The organism is Sphingomonas sp. IC-56, assembly GCF_021043375.1.
Classification (GTDB): domain Bacteria; phylum Pseudomonadota; class Alphaproteobacteria; order Sphingomonadales; family Sphingomonadaceae; genus Sphingomonas.
The window spans coordinates 570,054-586,316 of the sequence record NZ_JAJNDV010000001.1 but is presented as its reverse complement, the minus strand read 5'-3'; the positions used below and the strand labels follow the sequence as shown (position 1 = coordinate 586,316).

14 protein-coding genes and 1 tRNA gene are annotated in these 16,263 nt (G+C 67.0%); 8 read left to right on the top strand and 7 right to left on the bottom strand.

Features of this window, described 5'->3' with window-relative positions; all coding sequences use genetic code 11:
* Window positions 1-4: 4 nt before the first annotated feature.
* Both secD and yajC read right to left on the bottom strand, forming a co-directional pair.
* On the bottom strand, window positions 5-1,597 hold the full coding sequence (secD, locus tag LQ953_RS02900; RefSeq protein WP_231029106.1) for a protein translocase subunit SecD: 1,593 nt from the start codon (window positions 1,595-1,597) through the stop codon (window positions 5-7).
* Window positions 1,597-1,938, bottom strand: a complete 342-nt coding sequence (yajC, locus tag LQ953_RS02895; protein WP_231029104.1) for a preprotein translocase subunit YajC — start codon at window positions 1,936-1,938, stop codon at window positions 1,597-1,599. The genes secD and yajC overlap by 1 nt, the downstream gene beginning before the upstream one ends.
* A 139-nt stretch (window positions 1,939-2,077) precedes the next feature.
* Between yajC and LQ953_RS02890 the strand changes: the two genes are divergently transcribed.
* Window positions 2,078-2,154 (top strand) — tRNA-Pro (locus LQ953_RS02890).
* 295 nt (window positions 2,155-2,449) lie between these two features.
* Here LQ953_RS02890 and LQ953_RS02885 read toward each other — a convergent pair.
* From LQ953_RS02885 to LQ953_RS02875, 3 genes are all read right to left on the bottom strand, one after another.
* Window positions 2,450-2,953 carry a DUF4262 domain-containing protein gene (locus LQ953_RS02885; protein WP_231029102.1) on the bottom strand — a complete coding sequence of 168 codons (504 nt, stop codon included), beginning with the start codon at window positions 2,951-2,953 and terminating at the stop codon, window positions 2,450-2,452.
* 46 nt (window positions 2,954-2,999) lie between these two features.
* Window positions 3,000-3,323: a ribonuclease E inhibitor RraB gene (locus LQ953_RS02880; RefSeq protein WP_231029100.1), complete on the bottom strand. Its 324-nt coding sequence runs from the start codon at window positions 3,321-3,323 to the stop codon at window positions 3,000-3,002.
* 138 nt (window positions 3,324-3,461) lie between these two features.
* Entirely contained in the window at window positions 3,462-5,363 is a 1,902-nt protein-coding gene (locus tag LQ953_RS02875; RefSeq protein ID WP_231029098.1) for a ribonucleoside-diphosphate reductase subunit alpha, read from the bottom strand.
* 605 nt (window positions 5,364-5,968) lie between these two features.
* On the opposite strand from LQ953_RS02875, the gene LQ953_RS02870 reads away from it, so the two are divergent.
* Genes LQ953_RS02870 through LQ953_RS02855 form a run of 4 tightly spaced genes read left to right on the top strand, consistent with a single transcriptional unit; the run spans window position 5,969 to window position 11,785 of the window.
* A complete protein-coding gene (locus LQ953_RS02870; protein WP_231029096.1) occupies window positions 5,969-7,630 on the top strand; it encodes an MFS transporter in 1,662 nt (553 codons plus the stop codon).
* On the top strand, window positions 7,630-8,775 hold the full coding sequence (locus LQ953_RS02865) for an HlyD family secretion protein (protein ID WP_231029095.1): 1,146 nt from the start codon (window positions 7,630-7,632) through the stop codon (window positions 8,773-8,775). Before LQ953_RS02870 ends, LQ953_RS02865 begins: the two co-directional genes overlap by 1 nt.
* Window positions 8,772-10,139: an efflux transporter outer membrane subunit gene (locus LQ953_RS02860; protein WP_231029094.1), complete on the top strand. Its 1,368-nt coding sequence runs from the start codon at window positions 8,772-8,774 to the stop codon at window positions 10,137-10,139. Before LQ953_RS02865 ends, LQ953_RS02860 begins: the two co-directional genes overlap by 4 nt.
* A gap of 56 nt (window positions 10,140-10,195) precedes the next feature.
* Complete coding sequence (locus tag LQ953_RS02855) at window positions 10,196-11,785, top strand: amidase (protein WP_231029093.1); 1,590 nt, start codon at window positions 10,196-10,198, stop codon at window positions 11,783-11,785.
* Here LQ953_RS02855 and LQ953_RS02850 read toward each other — a convergent pair.
* Window positions 11,782-12,189, bottom strand: coding sequence for a DUF4345 domain-containing protein (locus LQ953_RS02850; RefSeq protein WP_231029092.1), 408 nt, complete (start codon window positions 12,187-12,189; stop codon window positions 11,782-11,784). The genes LQ953_RS02855 and LQ953_RS02850 overlap by 4 nt on opposite strands.
* Complete coding sequence (locus LQ953_RS02845; RefSeq protein WP_231029091.1) at window positions 12,186-12,644, bottom strand: DUF2721 domain-containing protein; 459 nt, start codon at window positions 12,642-12,644, stop codon at window positions 12,186-12,188. The genes LQ953_RS02850 and LQ953_RS02845 overlap by 4 nt, the downstream gene beginning before the upstream one ends.
* Here LQ953_RS02845 and LQ953_RS02840 point away from each other — a divergent pair.
* The 3 genes from LQ953_RS02840 to LQ953_RS02830 all read left to right on the top strand — a co-directional run bounded on the left by LQ953_RS02840 (window position 12,643) and on the right by LQ953_RS02830 (window position 16,250).
* A complete protein-coding gene (locus tag LQ953_RS02840) occupies window positions 12,643-13,818 on the top strand; it encodes a GNAT family N-acetyltransferase (protein WP_231029089.1) in 1,176 nt (391 codons plus the stop codon). The genes LQ953_RS02845 and LQ953_RS02840 overlap by 2 nt on opposite strands.
* 36 nt (window positions 13,819-13,854) lie before the next feature.
* Complete coding sequence (gene xth, locus LQ953_RS02835; protein ID WP_231029088.1) at window positions 13,855-14,628, top strand: exodeoxyribonuclease III; 774 nt, start codon at window positions 13,855-13,857, stop codon at window positions 14,626-14,628.
* Window positions 14,629-14,786: 158 nt separating this feature from the next.
* Window positions 14,787-16,250: a M48 family metalloprotease gene (locus LQ953_RS02830; RefSeq protein ID WP_231029086.1), complete on the top strand. Its 1,464-nt coding sequence runs from the start codon at window positions 14,787-14,789 to the stop codon at window positions 16,248-16,250.
* Window positions 16,251-16,263: the final 13 nt, after the last annotated feature.

Below are 16,263 nucleotides of genomic sequence, written 5' to 3'. Positions count from 1 at the left end.
GTCCTTAAATGTTGATTTCGGTCGGCCGGTTACGGCGCAGCCAAAGCGTGACGAGCATGCGGGTAAAGACCACGGCGGTGAACACCGAGCTGGCGATACCAATCAGCAGCACCACCGCGAAGCCGCGAACCGGGCCGGAACCCAGGATCAGCATGATCACGCCGGCAATGGCGTGCGTCACGTTCGCTTCGAAGATCGTGCGGCTGGCTTCCTTGTAGCCCAGTTCCACCGACTGCATGATGCTGCGGCCGCGGCGGCGTTCCTCGCGGATACGCTCGTTGATCAGCACGTTGGCGTCGACCGCGGTACCGATGGTCAGCACGAAGCCGGCAATGCCCGGCAGCGTCAGCGTGGCGTTGAGCATGCCCATGACCGCCAGGATCATCAGGACGTTCAGCGTGACCGCGAAGGTCGCGTAGATGCCGAAGCGGCCATAGGTCAGCACCATGAAGGCGATGACCGCGACGATCGCGATGATCGATGCGGTGATGCCGGCGCGGATCGAGTCGGCACCCAGTTCAGGGCTGACGGTCGACTCCTGCACGACCTTCAGGTCGACGGGCAGCTTGCCCGAGCGCAGCGAAATGGCGAGCTGGTTGGCGCTCTCCACGGTGAAGCCGCCGTTGATGACGGCGCTGCCGCCCAGGATCGGTTCGTTGATGCGCGGGGCGGAAATGACGACATTGTCGACGACGATGGCGAAAGGCTTGCCGCTGTTTTCCTGCGTCACCTTGGCGAAGCGGCGCGAGCCGGCGCCGTCGAGCTGCAGCGTAACGCCCGGGGCGCCGCTCTGCGGGTCGAAGGACTGGCTGGCATCGACCAGCATGTCGCCGGTGATCATCGCGGTGCGCTGCACGGCGATGGGGCCGCCGCCTTCGGCATAGGGGAGGACGATCGAGCCCGCCGGCGCGACGCCGCGGGCCAAGTCTGCCGGATTGGCAGTGGTGTCGACCAGGTGGAAGGCGAGCTTGGCCGTCTTGCCGAGCAGGTTCTTGAGTGCGGTCGGATCCTGGAGACCCGGGACCTGGACGACGATGCGGTTGCCGCCTTCGCGCACCACGGTCGGCTCCAGCGTGCCGAGCGCGTTGATGCGGCGATCGACGACTTCGCGTGCGTCGTTCATCGCGGTTTCGATTGCCTGGTTCACGCCCGCCGTGGTGGGGGTGAGCACGAAGCGCGACGAGTCGATGACGGCGATGTCCCAGTCGCGCTGGCCAGTCGTTCCCACGCCGCTGGTCAGCGGCAGCAGCTTTTCACGCGCGGCGTCGACCTTGGACGAGTCGCGGACCATGAAGCTGAGCTTCCCGCCCTGAACCGAGATGTCGCCGATCTCGATACGCGGATCGCGGCGCATTTCGCTGCGGACCTGCTCGCGCATCTGTTCGAGACGGGACTGGGCCACGTCCTTAGTCTCGGCTTCCAGCAGCAGATAGCTGCCGCCGGCGAGGTCGAGACCCAGGTTGATCGCTGGCTTGGGAATCCACGAGGGCCAGGTTTCGCGCACATTCTTGGGCACGAAGCTCGGCACGGCGAGGAGGACCATGACCGCCAGGAAGGCGGAGATGGTCAGCACTTTCCAGCGCGGGAAATCCAGCATCAGTCGTTCGCGGGCTTGCCGCCCAGCGGGCGGACTTCGGCGATGCTGCCCTTGAGCGAGCGCACCTTCATGCCCGGGGCGAGCTCGACTTCGACTTCGCCTTCCTCGACGCGGGTGACCTTGCCGATCAGCCCGCCGCCGGTGACGACGGTGTCGCCCTTCTTCACGGCTTGGATCGAGTCCTGAAGCGACTTCATCCGCTTTTGCTGCGGACGGATCATCAGGAAGTAGAAGACGACAAAGATCAGGACGAGCGGCAGGAGCGACACGATCGCGCCTGCGGTCCCGCCGCCCTGGGCTGCCGCGCCTGCGGCCTGTGCATATGCTGGAGTGGCGAACATGGTTTCCGGATGCCAAAAATGGGGGGCGAAGACCGCCCCTTTGAAGCCGCGGGCGCTAACATGCGTGCTGGTTGCGTGCAACTATTGTCACGGACGCTTGCATCGCGCGGCGAAGCGGCATAGAGGGCGCTCCCTCGGTCGGGGCGTAGCGCAGCCTGGTAGCGCATCACACTGGGGGTGTGGGGGTCGCAGGTTCGAATCCTGTCGCCCCGACCAAGAGACACTAGCAAAAGCGGTGGGTTAAGGTGGGTCTGCTGACAGCGTCAGCGGGGCCCCATCGTGCTGTCTGGCGCATGCGTAACACCGGGACCGCCGGGTGCACGATTCGCGCATCCGCCGTTCATAGCAGCGGCTGGGGCTGAAGGCGCCGGCTGCTGGGCAGCGCTGCATGATCGAGCATCGGGGAGCTTAAAGGCGAACAGGTGGCGCGGGGCCGTAGCGAAGCGCGCTCAAGCGCTTCATCTCTGCCGGGGCGATTGAGCTCGTCCAGGACCTGGGTGGGGAGAGGGGACTAGTCCCTGATCTCGGCAGTCCAGCCCCGCTCGGTCAGATCCACCTGGTCGGCCGCGAAATGCTGATCGAAGCCTGCTTCCCACGGGAATATACCCGCACGATCCGGCCACACGATCTGTAGGCAGCCGAAGGAGTCGCCGCGGTAGAACCATCGGCTCCAGCCCAGGTAATCGGCGTAATGCCGTGGTGCGACGGGGAACGCATACGCAGGCAGGTTGGAGAAGAACGCATCTGTTCGCCTGCCGAGCGGCAGGGGCTGCCCGGCCTTCGCGCGTCTGAACAGGACCCAGAACATCTCATGCGCAACCGCATCGGCGGTGCTGAAAATCATGAGTTCGGGTTGTCCCGTGTTTACGGCAAAGCCAGTGGTATAGGAGAAGCCAGGCTTCTCCGGCTCGGCCAAGGCGGCGGTGCGAAGCCAACCGTGCCGACGGATATTGTCGACGAACGACAGCTCCGCATGATCCAATCGATCAGCGTCCCAATCCAGGGTCGTGATCACGGGTGGATCGCAGGCTGCAACGTGCAATCGTGCGGTACGCGGGCCCTCATGGTTCCATGCAGCCCCAGCCGTCGGGAAGCCCTCCGTACTCAGCCGCAATCGCGGCGAGGCGCTGTTCGGTTGCCGTGATGAACGCGCACGTTGGTATCACGGCCTGTGTTGTGACCGTCACGTCGAACGGAAAGCCCGGTTTGTCATAGGGCCGTACTACCGGCGTGAGCCCTTCCGCATCGGTTCGCCGCGCGAAAGCGATTGCGCCATCGCGTGTTGGGAAGAGATGATTGAAATCCATCGGCCGCGGTTGGCCGAGCTTGTCGCCGGCTGCCGCCATCGCCCGCAGGACGTCGGCATTCTCATCGTAAAGTGACATTTTGACAGCCTGACCGGCGCGCCTTTCCTTTCGGTTAAGCTGCCGGTTCGGCCCAGTCCGTCTGCACGATCGAGAACCGCCCCCCGCAGGCGGCGCCTTTCGGCACGCCTGCGGGATCAGCGGCGGCTCAGCCTAGCCTTACTGGCAGGCCAGGCACTCGTCATAGTCGGTGCTCTCGCCCAAGTTGAACTGGGGCTTTTCGATCGTGTTGTCGGCTTCCACGCCGCCGGCAAAGCCCGCGCGCTGCACCGACTTGGAGCGCAGATAATAGAGCGACTTGATGCCCAGTTCCCAGGCGCGGAAGTGCAGCATCAGCAGGTCCCACTTCTCCACATCCGCCGGGATGAACAGGTTGAGCGACTGCGACTGGTCGATATAGGGCGTGCGGTCCGCGGCGAGTTCGAGCAGCCAGCGCTGGTCGATCTCGAAGCTGGTCTTGTAGCAGTCCTTTTCCTCCTGCGCGAGGAAGTCGAGATGCTGCACCGATCCGCCCATTTCCAGGATCGAGTGCCACACCGCTTCGGAATTCTTGCTCTTTTCGATGAGCAGCTTTTCCAGATACGGATTGCGCACTACGAACGAGCCCGACAGCGTCTTGTGGGTGTAGATGTTGGCCGGGATCGGCTCGATGCACGCGCTGGTGCCGCCGCAGATGATTGAGATCGACGCCGTCGGCGCGATCGCCATCTTGCAGGAGAAGCGCTCCATCACGCCCATGTCGGCAGCGTCGGGGCAGGGGCCGCGCTCGACCGCGAGCTGCATCGAGGCTTCGTCGACCTGGCCCTTGATCTGCTTGAACATGCGCAGGTTCCACGACTTCGCCATCGCGCCCTCGAACGGGATGCCGCGCGCCTGGAGGAAGGAGTGGAAGCCCATCACGCCCAGACCCACCGAGCGCTCGCGCGCGGCGGAATAGGCGGCCTTTTCCATGCCCGGCTCGGCACGATCGATATAGTCCTGGAGCACGTTGTCGAGGAAGCGCATCACGTCCTCGACAAAGCCCTTCTCGTCCTTCCACTGGTCCCAGGTTTCCAGGTTCAGCGAGGACAGGCAGCACACCGCGGTGCGATCGTTGCCCAGGTGATCCTTGCCCGTGGGCAGGGTGATCTCGCTGCACAGGTTCGACGTCGAGACCTTGAGCCCCAGATCGCGGTGATGCTTGGGCATGGTCGAGTTCACATGGTCGGCGAAGACGATGTAGGGCTCGCCGGTGGCCAGGCGGGTTTCGACCAGCTTCTGGAACAGCGCGCGCGCGTCGACCTTGGACCGGACGCTGCCGTCCTTGGGGCTCTTCAGCTCCCATTCGGCGCCGTCGCGCACCGCTTCCATGAAGGCGTCGGGGATCAGCACGCCATGGTGCAGATTGAGCGCCTTGCGGTTGAAGTCGCCCGAGGGTTTGCGGATCTCGAGGAACTCCTCGATTTCGGGATGGCTGACGTCGAGATAGCAGGCCGCCGAGCCGCGGCGCAGCGAGCCCTGGCTGATCGCCAGGGTGAGCGAATCCATGACGCGGACGAACGGAATGATGCCGCTGGTCTTGCCATTGAGGCCCACCGGCTCGCCGATGCCGCGGACATTGCCCCAATAGGTGCCGATGCCGCCGCCGCGCGAGGCGAGCCAAACATTCTCGTTCCAGGTGTCGACGATGCCGTTCAGGCTGTCGGGCACCGAATTGAGGAAGCAGCTGATCGGCAGGCCGCGGCCCGTGCCGCCGTTCGACAGCACCGGCGTAGCGGGCATGAACCACAGCTTGGAAATATAGTCGTAGAGCCGCTGGGCGTGCGCGGCATCGTCGGCATAGGCCGAGGCCACCCGCACGAACAGGTCCTGGAAATTCTCGCCGGGCAGCAGGTAGCGGTCCTTCAGCGTTTCCTTGCCAAATTCCGTCAGCAGCGCGTCGCGCGAATGGTCGACCTCAACCGCGTACAGGCTGGGGTTGATGGCGCGGCTGTCCCGCTCCTTGGGCGCCGCCTTGGGGGCGGCGGTGGCGGCTTCGGCGACGGTTTCGTTCACGCTGGTTTTCGTGTCCCTGAATTCCATAGACTTAGCCCCTCCATCACGCGTTTCCCGGCCCGCCGATCCGGGCAGCCAGGTGCGACTCAAGGGGCGCGATCTGCAGCCTAGGCGTGAGAACAAAACAAGTCCATCGCTCTCAGGCCAGCCCTTGGCGACGCCGTTCCTGCATATGGGCATGCAGTCGGCGCCTCACCAGCGCTAGATGCTGCTCCTTGGTGCAACCACTACAAATTGTGCCAAAGCGCCGCGGGGCACAAGCGTTAAATCGGCGGAAAGGTTCGGGCACGCGACGGGTACGGCGCCCGCACCGGCCGCGACGCATGGTCAATCCTTGGCTTTGCGAAAGGCAAGAGAACACAGGCGGAACCGAAAAAATAATGGCGTGGAGGAAGTGGGCGGCTGGACCCTCCAGAACCTTCCCGGCACGGGGAGGGGGACCGCCGCCGTCAGGCGGTGGTGGAGGGGCTGCCCCAGATCGTGTCGCTGGTGGAGGGCCCCCTCCACCATGCTGGCGCATGGTCCCCCTCCCCGTGCCGGGGAGGATTGAAACACTCATCAAATGCACCCCGTGCAACCGCTAATCTGCATCAGGCACTGGATCGAAGCAGGCGCTCCCGCTTTATGCGCCCATGGCGACAGCGACGGCACCGGCGGGGCAGCAGGAGGAATGGCAACCCGCGCCGCACGAGCGCTCCCCCATTCCCGGCTCGCCGCCCACGCCCTGGCACCCGCCCGGGCGGCGCGTGGCCTATGCGGTGGTGGCGATTCTGGTGCTGATGGCCGGCTCGCTCGGCAACGCGATCGTCGCTGCCAATCTGACGACGCTTCAAGGGTCGCTGGGGCTCTACCAGGCAGAGATACAGTGGCTGCCTACGGTCTACGTCATGACCAACATCTCGGCGAACCTGGTGCTGATCAAGTTCCGCCAGCAATATGGCATCCGCCTGTTCACGCAGATATTCCTGATCCTGTTCGTGGCCGTCACCGCCGCGCACCTCATCACCCATAACTTCGCGACCGCGGTCGCGGTGCGGGCGATCAGCGGAGTCGCCGCGGCGGCGTGCAGCACCGTCGGCTTCCTCTACATGATCCAGGTGCCGACCCCGGCGCACCGGCTGAAGGGCATCGTCTTCGCCATCACCCTGCCGCAGACGGCGATCCCGCTTGCCCGGCTGTTCCCCAGCGAAGCGTTCGATGCCGAACGCTGGGAGACCATGTACCTGTTCGAACTGGGCCTGGCGCTCGCCTGCCTGGCGGCGGTGCGGTTGCTGGCGCTGCCGCCGGTGCAGCGGATCAAGTCGTTCGAGAAGATGGACTTCGTCACCTTTCCCTTCTTTGCAGGTGGCATGGCGCTGCTGGTCGCGGTGCTGGGCATGGGGCGCACCTTGTGGTGGTTCGAGGCGCCGTGGATCGCGCCGGCGCTGATCGGCGCGGCGATCCTGCTGCCGATCGCCTTCTTCATCGAGCACAACCGCCGCAACCCGCTGCTCAACACGCGCTGGCTGGCGAGCGGCGACATCCTCCGCTTCGCGCTCGTGTCGATCCTGGTGCGGGTGGTACTGTCCGAACAAAGCCTCGGCGCTTCCGGCCTGCTCACGGTGGTGGGCATGGGGCCGGAGCAGATCCGCACGCTCTACCTCGTGATCCTGCTGGGCACGGTGGCGGGCGCGATTGTCAGCGCCTGGACGATCGATCCGACCTTCCTTGGGCGGCCGATTCTGATTTCCCTGGCGCTGATCTGCGTCGGGGCCTTGCTCGATTCGAACTCGACCAATCTCACCCGGCCGCACGACATGTATGTCAGCCAGGCGCTGTTGGGGTTCGCCGCCGCGCTGTTCATCGGCCCGGCGATGATGGTCGGGCTCACCCGCGCCCTGGCCCACGGCCCTACGCACTTCGTCAGCTTCTTCGCGCTGTTCAGCATCACCCAGAGCATCGGCAGCCTGTTCGGCTCCGCGATGCTCGGCACCTTTCAGGTGGTGCGTGAGCGCGTGCACAGCGCGGACATCGCCGCGAACCTGGTCGCCGCCGACCCCCAGATCGTCCAGCGGCTTCAGCAGAATGCCGGGGCCTATGGCCGCGTGCTGGTGGACCCGGCGCTGCGGCAGGCGGAAGGCGCGGCAATATTGGCGCAACAAGCAAGTCGTGAAGCGAACATCCTGGCCTATAACGATGTTTTCCTGCTGATCGCGGCGATCGCGGCGGGGACCATCATCTGGGCCTCGGCACATATCATGCGGGTGCGGCGGGAAAACCTCGCCAAGGCCGCTGCACAGGCAGGAGCGAATTGATGGCTGAACGGGCGCCGCCCTCCACGGAAGCAGAACCGGTGGACCAGGCGACTGCCGCCACGACAGAGGGCGGCGATCCGCCGCCTGCGCCCGCCGCGCGCCGCTGGCATCCGCCACGCCCGGGCGCCGGCTCGCTGATCATTGCGGGCGTGATCCTGCTCGCGGCGGCGATCGCGATCCTGATGGCGCTGCGGGCAGGGCCGTTCGCCACCGACGAGCAGTCGACCGAGAATGCCTATGTCCGCGGTCAGGTGACGATCATCAGCCCGCAGGTCAGCGGCTATGTCGTCGACGTGCCGGTACAGGATTTCGCCCAGGTGCGGGCAGGGGCGGTGCTCGCGCGGATCGACGACCGCATCTATCGCCAGCGTGTCGACCAGGCGCTGGCGAGCGTCGCCAACCAGCGCGCGCAGCTCGCCAATTCCACCCAGGCCGCCGCCTCGCGCGCGGCTGGCGTCGGATCGCAGGAAGCCACGGTGCAGAATGCCCGGGCGCAGTTGCTGCGGGCACAGGCCGACATGGCGCGGGTCAACGACCTGGTCCGCGACGGATCGGTGTCGCTGCGCGAGCGCGACCAGACGCTGGCCTCGCTTCGCCAGGCGCAGGCTGCCGTCAATCAGGCGCTGGCCGCGCGCACCATTGCGCAGCAGGAAGTGCGCACGGTACAGGTCGGGCGCGGCGGGCTCGAGGCCGGGGTGCAGGGCGCGCAGGCCGCGCTGCGCCTTGCCCAGATCGATCTTGCCAACACGGTGATCCGCGCGCCCGTCGACGGGCAGCTGGGCGAGGTCGGCGTGCGGCGCGGGCAATATGTCACCGCGGGCACGCAGTTGATGGCGGTGGTGCCGCGCATGTTGTGGGTCACGGCCAACTTCAAGGAAGCGCAGACCGGCAAGATGCGCCCAGGGCAGCGCGCCAGCTTCACCGTCGATGCGTTGGACGGCGCCCGGCTGACCGGCCGTGTCGAACAGCTTGCGCCCGCTGCAGGCTCGGAGTTCGCGGTGATCCGCCCGGACAATGCCACCGGTAATTTCGTGAAGGTCCCGCAGCGCATCGCGGTGCGCATCCGTATCGATCCCAACCAGCCGCTGGCCGATCGCCTGCGCCCGGGCATGTCGGTGCGCGCGCGGGTGGAGGGGCTTCAGTGAAGCGCGCGCTGATCCTTGCCTTACTGCTGGCAAGCTGCGCAGGGCCCGGACCGCGCACTGCGCCGCCCCCCGGGCCGCAGGTGCCGCAGGGCTGGCGCGAGACCGGGGGAACGGGTGTCGCCGTTCAGCCAGGCTGGTGGAACGCGTTTGGCGATCCGGTGCTGAGCGACCTGGTCGCCCGTGCGCTTGCCAACAATCCCGACATCGCCCTCGCAGCCGCGCGGATCGAGGAGGCGCGCGCGCAGGAACGGCTCGCCCGTGCCGTGCTGTCGCCCGACGTCAGCGCCGGGGCATCGGCGGCGCAGTCTCGCTCGGTCGGCGCGCTCGGTTCGCCGATCGAGCAGACTCAGGCCTCGCCGACGCTGAGCGTCGCCTATGAGCTCGACCTGTTCGGCCGCAACCGGCCTGCGCGCGAGGCCACCCGGCTGGGCACGGTCGCTGCGCAAGCCGCACGCGACGCCGCCGCCCTGACGATCGCCTCCACCACAGCCTCCAGCTACCTGACGCTGCGCGCGCTGGACTCCCGTTTGCAGGTCGCCCGCGACACACTTGCTGCACGCAGCGAAGCGCTTCGCGTTGCCCGGCGGCGTGCGGAGACCGGCTACACCTCGCGCCTGGAGCTCAACCAGGCCGAAGCCGAATATCGCGCCACCGCGCAGGTCGTGCCGCAGACCGAACTCGCTATCCGCCGATCGGAGAACGCGCTGAGCGTGCTGCTTGGCGTCGCGCCTGCGGCGATCCCGCGCGGACGGACCCTTGCCGAACTGGTGCTGCCAGCGGTGCCGGGGGGACTGCCCTCCGATCTGCTCCGCCGCCGTCCCGACATCTTCGCGGCGGAAGCGCGTATTGCGGCCAGCGATGCGCGGCTGGAATCGGCGCGCGCCCAGTTCCTGCCCCGCATCAACCTGACCGGAACCGCGGGCGTGGCGCTGTCCTCCGTTCTTGCCGACCCGATCTCGCTATTCTCGCTGGGCGGCAGCATCCTTGCGCCGATCTTCGATAGTGGGCGCCTGCGCGCGGGGGTGGAGACCGCCGCCTCGCAGCGTGACCAGGCCGCGATCCAGTACCGCACCAATGTGCTGACGGCGTTCCGCGAAGTCGAGGACGGCTTGGCGGCGGTGGATCGCCAGGCCCGGGTAGAAGCCGAGGTCCGAGCCCAGCGCGCCGCGCTGGCCGAGGCGCTGGTCCATGCCAGCAACCGCTATCGCGCCGGCTACGCCTCGTACATCGAGCAGCTGGATGCGCAGCGCGGGCTCCTCTCGGCGGACCTGACGCTGATCCAGGCGAGGCTGGACCGCCTCACTGCGCTGGTCGACCTCTACCGCGCGTTCGGCGGCGGATGGGAAGGGGCGCCGGTCCGCTAGAGGCCCTCTTGCCAATCGCAAATCACCCTGTAGCTTCAGCGCTTTAGGGGGAAGCTATGCGACACGGTACCTGGGCACTGGCAACGGCACTCGCCATCACCACACCTGCCATCGCACAGGACCTTCCGCCTTCGCTTGCCACGTTCGAAGAAAAGTCGATCGACGAATTGCAGGCGATGATGGCCTCTACGGCACACTCCAGTGCCGAGATCACCGAGCTGTATATCCAGCGCATCAAGATGCTGGACCAGCGCGGCCCCACGCTGCGGTCGGTGATCGCCATCAGTCCGAATGCGCTGGAACAAGCCCGCGCCAGCGACGCCCGGCGCAAGGCCGGCAAGCTCAAGGGGCCGCTCGACGGCGTGCCCGTGCTCATCAAGGACAATATCGAAACCCGTGAGCTTCCCACCACTGCGGGCAGCCTGGCGCTGAAGGACAATTGGACGCGCCGCGATGCGCCGCTGGTCGCGCAGCTGCGGGCACAAGGGGCGGTGATCCTGGGCAAGACCAATTTGAGCGAATGGGCCAATATCCGCTCCACCAACTCCATGAGCGGTTGGAGCGCCGTCGGTGGTCTGGTCCGGAACCCCTATGCGCTCGACCGCACCTCCTGCGGTTCCTCCAGCGGCTCTGGCGCGGCGGTTGCCGCCAGCCTGGCGCCGGTGGCGGTGGGCACCGAGACCGATGGTTCGGTGGTGTGCCCTTCGGCAATGAACGGGCTGGTGGGCCTGAAGCCCACGCTGGGGCTGGTCAGCCGTACCCGCGTCGTGCCCATCAGCCATAGCCAGGATACGCCCGGGCCGATGGCGCGCACGGTCAAGGACGCCGCGATCCTGTTTTCCGCGATGGTGGGCAGCGATGCCGAAGACGCTGCGACCAAGGATGCGGGGCGGTACCGCCGCGACTATGCCGCCGGCCTGTCCGACACGGTGCTGCGGGGGATGCGGGTGGGCGTGTGGCGCCCGCAAATGGCCGCCGACCTGGGCGCGAAGTTCGATGCGGCGCTGGAACAGCTACGGCTTGCCGGGGCGGTGCTGGTCGACGTGAAGCTGCCCGAGTTGAAAGGGCTGGGGGAAGCGGAATCGCTGGTGCTTTATACCGAGCTCAAGGCCGATCTTAACGCCTATCTCGCTACCACGCCGGCGTCGGTGAAGACCCGGACGCTGGCGGAGGTGATGGCCTTCAACACCGCCAATGCAGCGGCCGAGATGCCGTTCTTTGGCCAGGAAGGCTTTGTGCGCGCGGAGGGCACCAAGGGGTTGGCCGATCCCGAATACCTGGCGGCCCGCGCAAAGTCGCAGCGGCAGGCGAGCGTCGAGGGGATCGATGCGATGCTGAAGGCCGGTAACGTGCAGCTGCTGGTGACGCCCACCTATGGGACGCCGTGGCTCAGCGATCCGGCCCATGGCGACCAGTTCACCGGACCTTCGGCCAGCGAACTGCCGGCGGTGTCCGGTTATCCCCACCTGACGGTGCCGATGGGGCTGGTCGGTGGCCTGCCGGCGGGACTTTCGTTCATCGGAACGGCGTATTCCGAGCAGATGCTGCTGAACGCCGGCTATGCCTATGAGCAGGCCAGCCATGCTCGGGTGGTGCCGACCTACCGGCCCAGCGTGCCGGCCGATCTGGGGCCGCGCGGCAACTAGGCGGAGGCGCTCAGCCGTCGGGCGAGCCGTGCCTGCCAGAGCAGGAGCAGCGGCATTTCGACCAGCTCGATCCCGAGCCCCGCGATGTGCCCGGGCGAGGGCAAGCCGACGCTCGCCAGCGACCAAAGCCGTGCGGTACCGCCGAGGATCACCATGGCGCCGAGCATCCGCGTCCGGCCGCCCTTGTGCTCCACATTCGGGATGCAGCTGGCGAAGAGCAGCAGCATGGCCAGGAACAGCCCCGAGACATAGCGGAAGTGGCTGTCGAGATCGGCGGGGATCGCGGGCGGGTGCCCGAGGAAGCTCGGTCCGCCGATCACGCCGGCCAGCGCAGCACTGAAGGGCAGCGGCAGGGTGAGCACCATTACGGCCTGCAACAGCCGCTTTTCGGCAGGGGGGGTCACTTGGCGTCCAGTTCGAGCAATTCCTCACGCACATGGATCGCGCCCAGCGACATGCGTACTTCGATTAGGAAATAGATCAGGCACGCCATCAGCAGCACCATCGAAACCACGAATGCCGCGGCGATGACCGCGCCGACGTGCAGCGCGAACAGCCGCGACACGAACATCATGGCCACCACGAAGCAGGTCGCCAGCGCGCTGGACACGCACAGGAAGATCGCCGTGTTGATCACCGAAATGCGCCGGTTGATCAGCCGCAGCTCCATGACGTGGCGCTCATGCTCGGGCCCGGTCGAGCTGGGGTGAAGCTGCTCGAGCTTGCGTGCGCGGTCGACGATGCGGGCGAGCCGCCCGACCATGACGTTCAGGATGGCGCCGAGCCCGGCCAGCAGAAACACCGGCGCGATCGCGGTTTGGATCGTGGCGGCGACGGTCGAGAGATACGGGCTTTCCATGCGGGCAGGTTATGGCGGCGGCGAACGCCTCGCGTCAAACCTGTTGGTAACCCGCCGTGGCTATGGTGCCGGCATGACCAAGCCGATGCCGTCCGCCAGTTTCACGCGCCTGACCCCGGCGCTGGGGCTGGAGTGTGTCGACGGCCTGGCGCTCGAGATCGACCAGGTGGCGGCGGGCGCTGCGCCGAGCCACCAGTTCCTGCGGCATGGCTGGTTCGCCGCCGCGCTGGAGGCGTATGGCGGCCAGGCGCGGACGCTGATCGTCACGCGGGAAGGCGAGCGGGTGGCGACGCTGCCGCTGGTGGCAGCGGGGCCGCGCCGGCTGGGCCTGATGGCCGTGCCGGGATGTTACTGGCCCTTTCGCAGTTTTCCGATGCGAGTGGATGCTGGCGTCGAGGAAGCCGGCGCTCTGCTGGACGGACTGGCCAGCCATGCCAGGGGGCTGCGGCTGGGGCCGGTCTATGATGGCGATCCGGCGCTGGAATTGCTCAAGGCGGCGGCGCGGGCGCGCGGATGGGCGGTGCTCGACCGGTTCCTGGGGGACAGCTTCGTGTTGGACCTCGCAGCGGTGAAGGCGCAGGGGCCTTGGCCACGAAGTTCGACGCTACGCAGCAACCGATACCATGAGAAGCAGCTTGGCAGCCTGGGTGCGGTGCGCTGGGACGTGGTGTCGGGCGAGGGATGGAGCGAGGCGGCGTTCGCCGATCTGGCGGAGGTGGAACGCAAGAGCTGGATTGCGACGCGCACCGACGGGTCGGGCGCCAAGTTCATCCGCGATGGGCACGGGGCCTTCTGGCGCGCGGCGGTGCGCGATCCGGTGATCGCGCAGATGCTGTCGGCGGCGATGCTGCATGTCGATGCCGCGCCCGCGGCGTTTTCGTTCGACCTCCATGCCGGGGCGCTCAAATATGTGATCGCCAATAGCTATGATCCCGCCTTTGCCAGGCAGTCGCCGGGCAAGCTGCTCTACTATCGCAACCTGGTTCGGGCGATCGGCGATGGCGTGGCGAGCGTGGACTGGGGTGCGGGTGACAGCGGCTACAAGCAGGGCACGGGTGCGCAGCGGGGGCCGGCGATCCGCGACTGGCTGTTCATCCGACCCGGGCTGCCGGCGATGGGCGCCAACCTGCTCAAGGGGGTGTGGCGGCGCAGCGGGAACGTCGAGGCTCGTTGAAACGGAACCGATCGCGCCGCCAGGGTATGAACCAAGGTGCGGATCGCGACCTACAATGTAAACGGCGTCAATGGACGCTTGCCCGTCCTGCTACGCTGGCTGGCGGAGAGCCAGCCCGACGTGGTGTGCCTTCAGGAGTTGAAGGCGCCCGACGAGAAGTTCCCGGAAGCCGCGATCCGCGACGCGGGTTATGGCGCGGTGTGGCACGGGCAGAAGAGCTGGAACGGCGTGGCGATCCTGGCGCGGGGTTGCGATCCGGTGGAGACCCGGCGCGGGCTGCCCGGAGAGCCGGAGGATGTGCAGAGCCGCTACCTTGAGGCGGCGGTGAACGGTGTGCTGGTGGGTGGGCTATACCTGCCCAACGGCAATCCCAAGCCGGGGCCGAAGTTCGACTACAAGCTGCGCTGGTTCGAACGGCTGATCGCGCACGCCGAGACGCTGATCGGGATGGACGCGCCGGTGGTGCTGGCGGGCGATTTCAACGTGATGCCGACAGAGCTGGACGTGTACAAGCCCGAGCGCTGGGTGGACGACGCGCTGTTCGCGCCCGAAGTGCGGGAGGCCTATGCCCGGCTGCTCGGCCAGGGCTGGACCGACGCGCTGCGCACGATGCATCCGGACGAGCGCATCTACACCTTCTGGGATTATTTTCGGAACGCCTGGGGCCGCAATGCGGGGCTGCGGATCGACCATCTGCTGTGCAACGCGCCCGCTGCCAAGCGGCTGAAGACCGCGGAGGTCGACCGGTTTGTGCGGGATTGGGAAAAGACCAGCGACCATGCGCCGGTGTGGATCGAGTTAGGCGCGTGATGTGACGCCCTTTGCATTGAACACCCCGGCGGCTCAGCCGTTCGACCGCCCGGGCGATCAGGAGATGCCATGTTCTTTTTCTTCTCGCGCAGGCTGGGCTGTGCCGGGTCCATCGCAGTATCGCTGGGGCTGACATTGCTGTTGCTGTGGCTGCTCGGGTGGCTGTGACGCGACGGTTCCTCGCATGGGCGGCGTTGCCGGCCGCGTGCCTGCTCGCGGCGTGCGGAAGCGGCGAGCCCGCGCAGCCTGCGCCGGAGATCACGCAGGAAGACCGCGACTATGGCGCGGAACATCATCCGCAGCTGCTGGCGGAGTTCGGCGGCGCCTATTCAGGGTCGCAGGCGCAATATGTGCGCTCGGTCGGCGAGCGGATCGCGCACGCTGCGCAGCTGGACGGTGAATGCACCTTCACGCTCGTCAACAGCGATGTCGTCAACGCCTTCGCGGTGCCAGGGTGCTACATCTATCTCACGCGCGGGCTGATGGCGGTGGTCACCAGCGAGGCGGAGCTTGCCTCCGTGCTGGGGCATGAAGTGGGGCATATCGTGGCCGAGCATTCGCAGCGGCAGGAACAGCGTTCGGTGTGGCGCAAGCTGGGCGTGATCGCGGTCAGCCTGACCGGCTCGGAGCGGCTGACCCAGCTGGCCGGGCAGGCGGCCCAATATTTTGGACTGCGCTATTCGCGGCGCCAGGAATATCAGGCCGACGATCTGGGCGTCGGCTATCTGCGCGCTGCCGGCTATGATGTGTATGCCGCCGCCGAGATGCTCGCCGATCTTCAGCGGCAGGAGCGGTTCATGCAAGCCACCAACGGCCGCGACGCCGCGCGCAGCATACCCGAATGGGCACTGAGCCACCCGCTGACGGAGAACCGGATCGAGCGGGCGCGCGAGACTGCGCGCAAGACGGGCCTGAAGGACGACGCGCTGCCCGAGAATGCGGATGCCTTTCTCGCCCGGGTGGACGGGCTGCTGTATGGCGATGATCCCGAACAAGGCTTTGTCATCGGCCGGCGCTTCGCCCATCCGATGATGCGGATCGGGTTCGAGGCGCCGAGCGGGTTCTCGCTCACCAACAGCCCCCAGGCAGTCGGGCTCAACGGTCCGCAGGGGCTGTCCGGCGAGTTCGGTGGGGGCGCGATCCCGGCGGGCGGACTGAAGGCCTATGCCGAGGCGCTGGCCGGCAAGGTGCTGGGCGATACACCGGCGCAGGTAGAACGGGCAGCCGCCACTCGGATCAACGGATTGCCGGCGATCCTGTTGGAGATGCGAGTGGCCGTGCGCGACGGGAGCATTCCGCTGTCCATTGCCGCCTATGACGGTGGCGGCGGGGAAGCCTATCACTTCATCATCGTGTCACCGCCCGGGGATCCGCAGGCGGCGGCGGTCACGGCGCTGTTCCAGTCCTTCCGCCGGCTGACGGCACAGGAGGCGGCGACTCTGCGGCCGAGAGTCATCCGCGCGGTGCGTGTGGGGGCAGGCGACACGCCCGACACGCTGGTGCGGCGCATGGCTGACCCCGCGCCTCGCGCGCTGTTCGAGCTGTTGAACGGCCGTGACGGTGGCCGGCCGCCAAGCGCGGGCGAGTTGGTGAAGATCGTGACCTACCGGGACGCGCGGTGAACCCGAACGCGGC

Excerpts from the sequence above, each read along its gene's own strand:
- secD (WP_231029106.1), bottom strand. The coding sequence starts at position 1,597 with ATGCTGGATTTCCCGCGCTGGAAAGTGCTGACCATCTCCGCCTTCCTG.
- yajC (WP_231029104.1), bottom strand. The coding sequence starts at position 1,938 with ATGTTCGCCACTCCAGCATATGCACAGGCCGCAGGCGCGGCAGCCCAG.
- LQ953_RS02880 (WP_231029100.1), bottom strand. The coding sequence starts at position 3,323 with ATGTCACTTTACGATGAGAATGCCGACGTCCTGCGGGCGATGGCGGCA.
- LQ953_RS02875 (WP_231029098.1), bottom strand. The coding sequence starts at position 5,363 with ATGGAATTCAGGGACACGAAAACCAGCGTGAACGAAACCGTCGCCGAA.
- LQ953_RS02870 (WP_231029096.1), top strand. The coding sequence starts at position 5,969 with ATGGCGACAGCGACGGCACCGGCGGGGCAGCAGGAGGAATGGCAACCC.
- LQ953_RS02865 (WP_231029095.1), top strand. The coding sequence starts at position 7,630 with ATGGCTGAACGGGCGCCGCCCTCCACGGAAGCAGAACCGGTGGACCAG.
- LQ953_RS02855 (WP_231029093.1), top strand. The coding sequence starts at position 10,196 with ATGCGACACGGTACCTGGGCACTGGCAACGGCACTCGCCATCACCACA.
- LQ953_RS02840 (WP_231029089.1), top strand. The coding sequence starts at position 12,643 with ATGCGGGCAGGTTATGGCGGCGGCGAACGCCTCGCGTCAAACCTGTTG.
- LQ953_RS02845 (WP_231029091.1), bottom strand. The coding sequence starts at position 12,644 with ATGGAAAGCCCGTATCTCTCGACCGTCGCCGCCACGATCCAAACCGCG.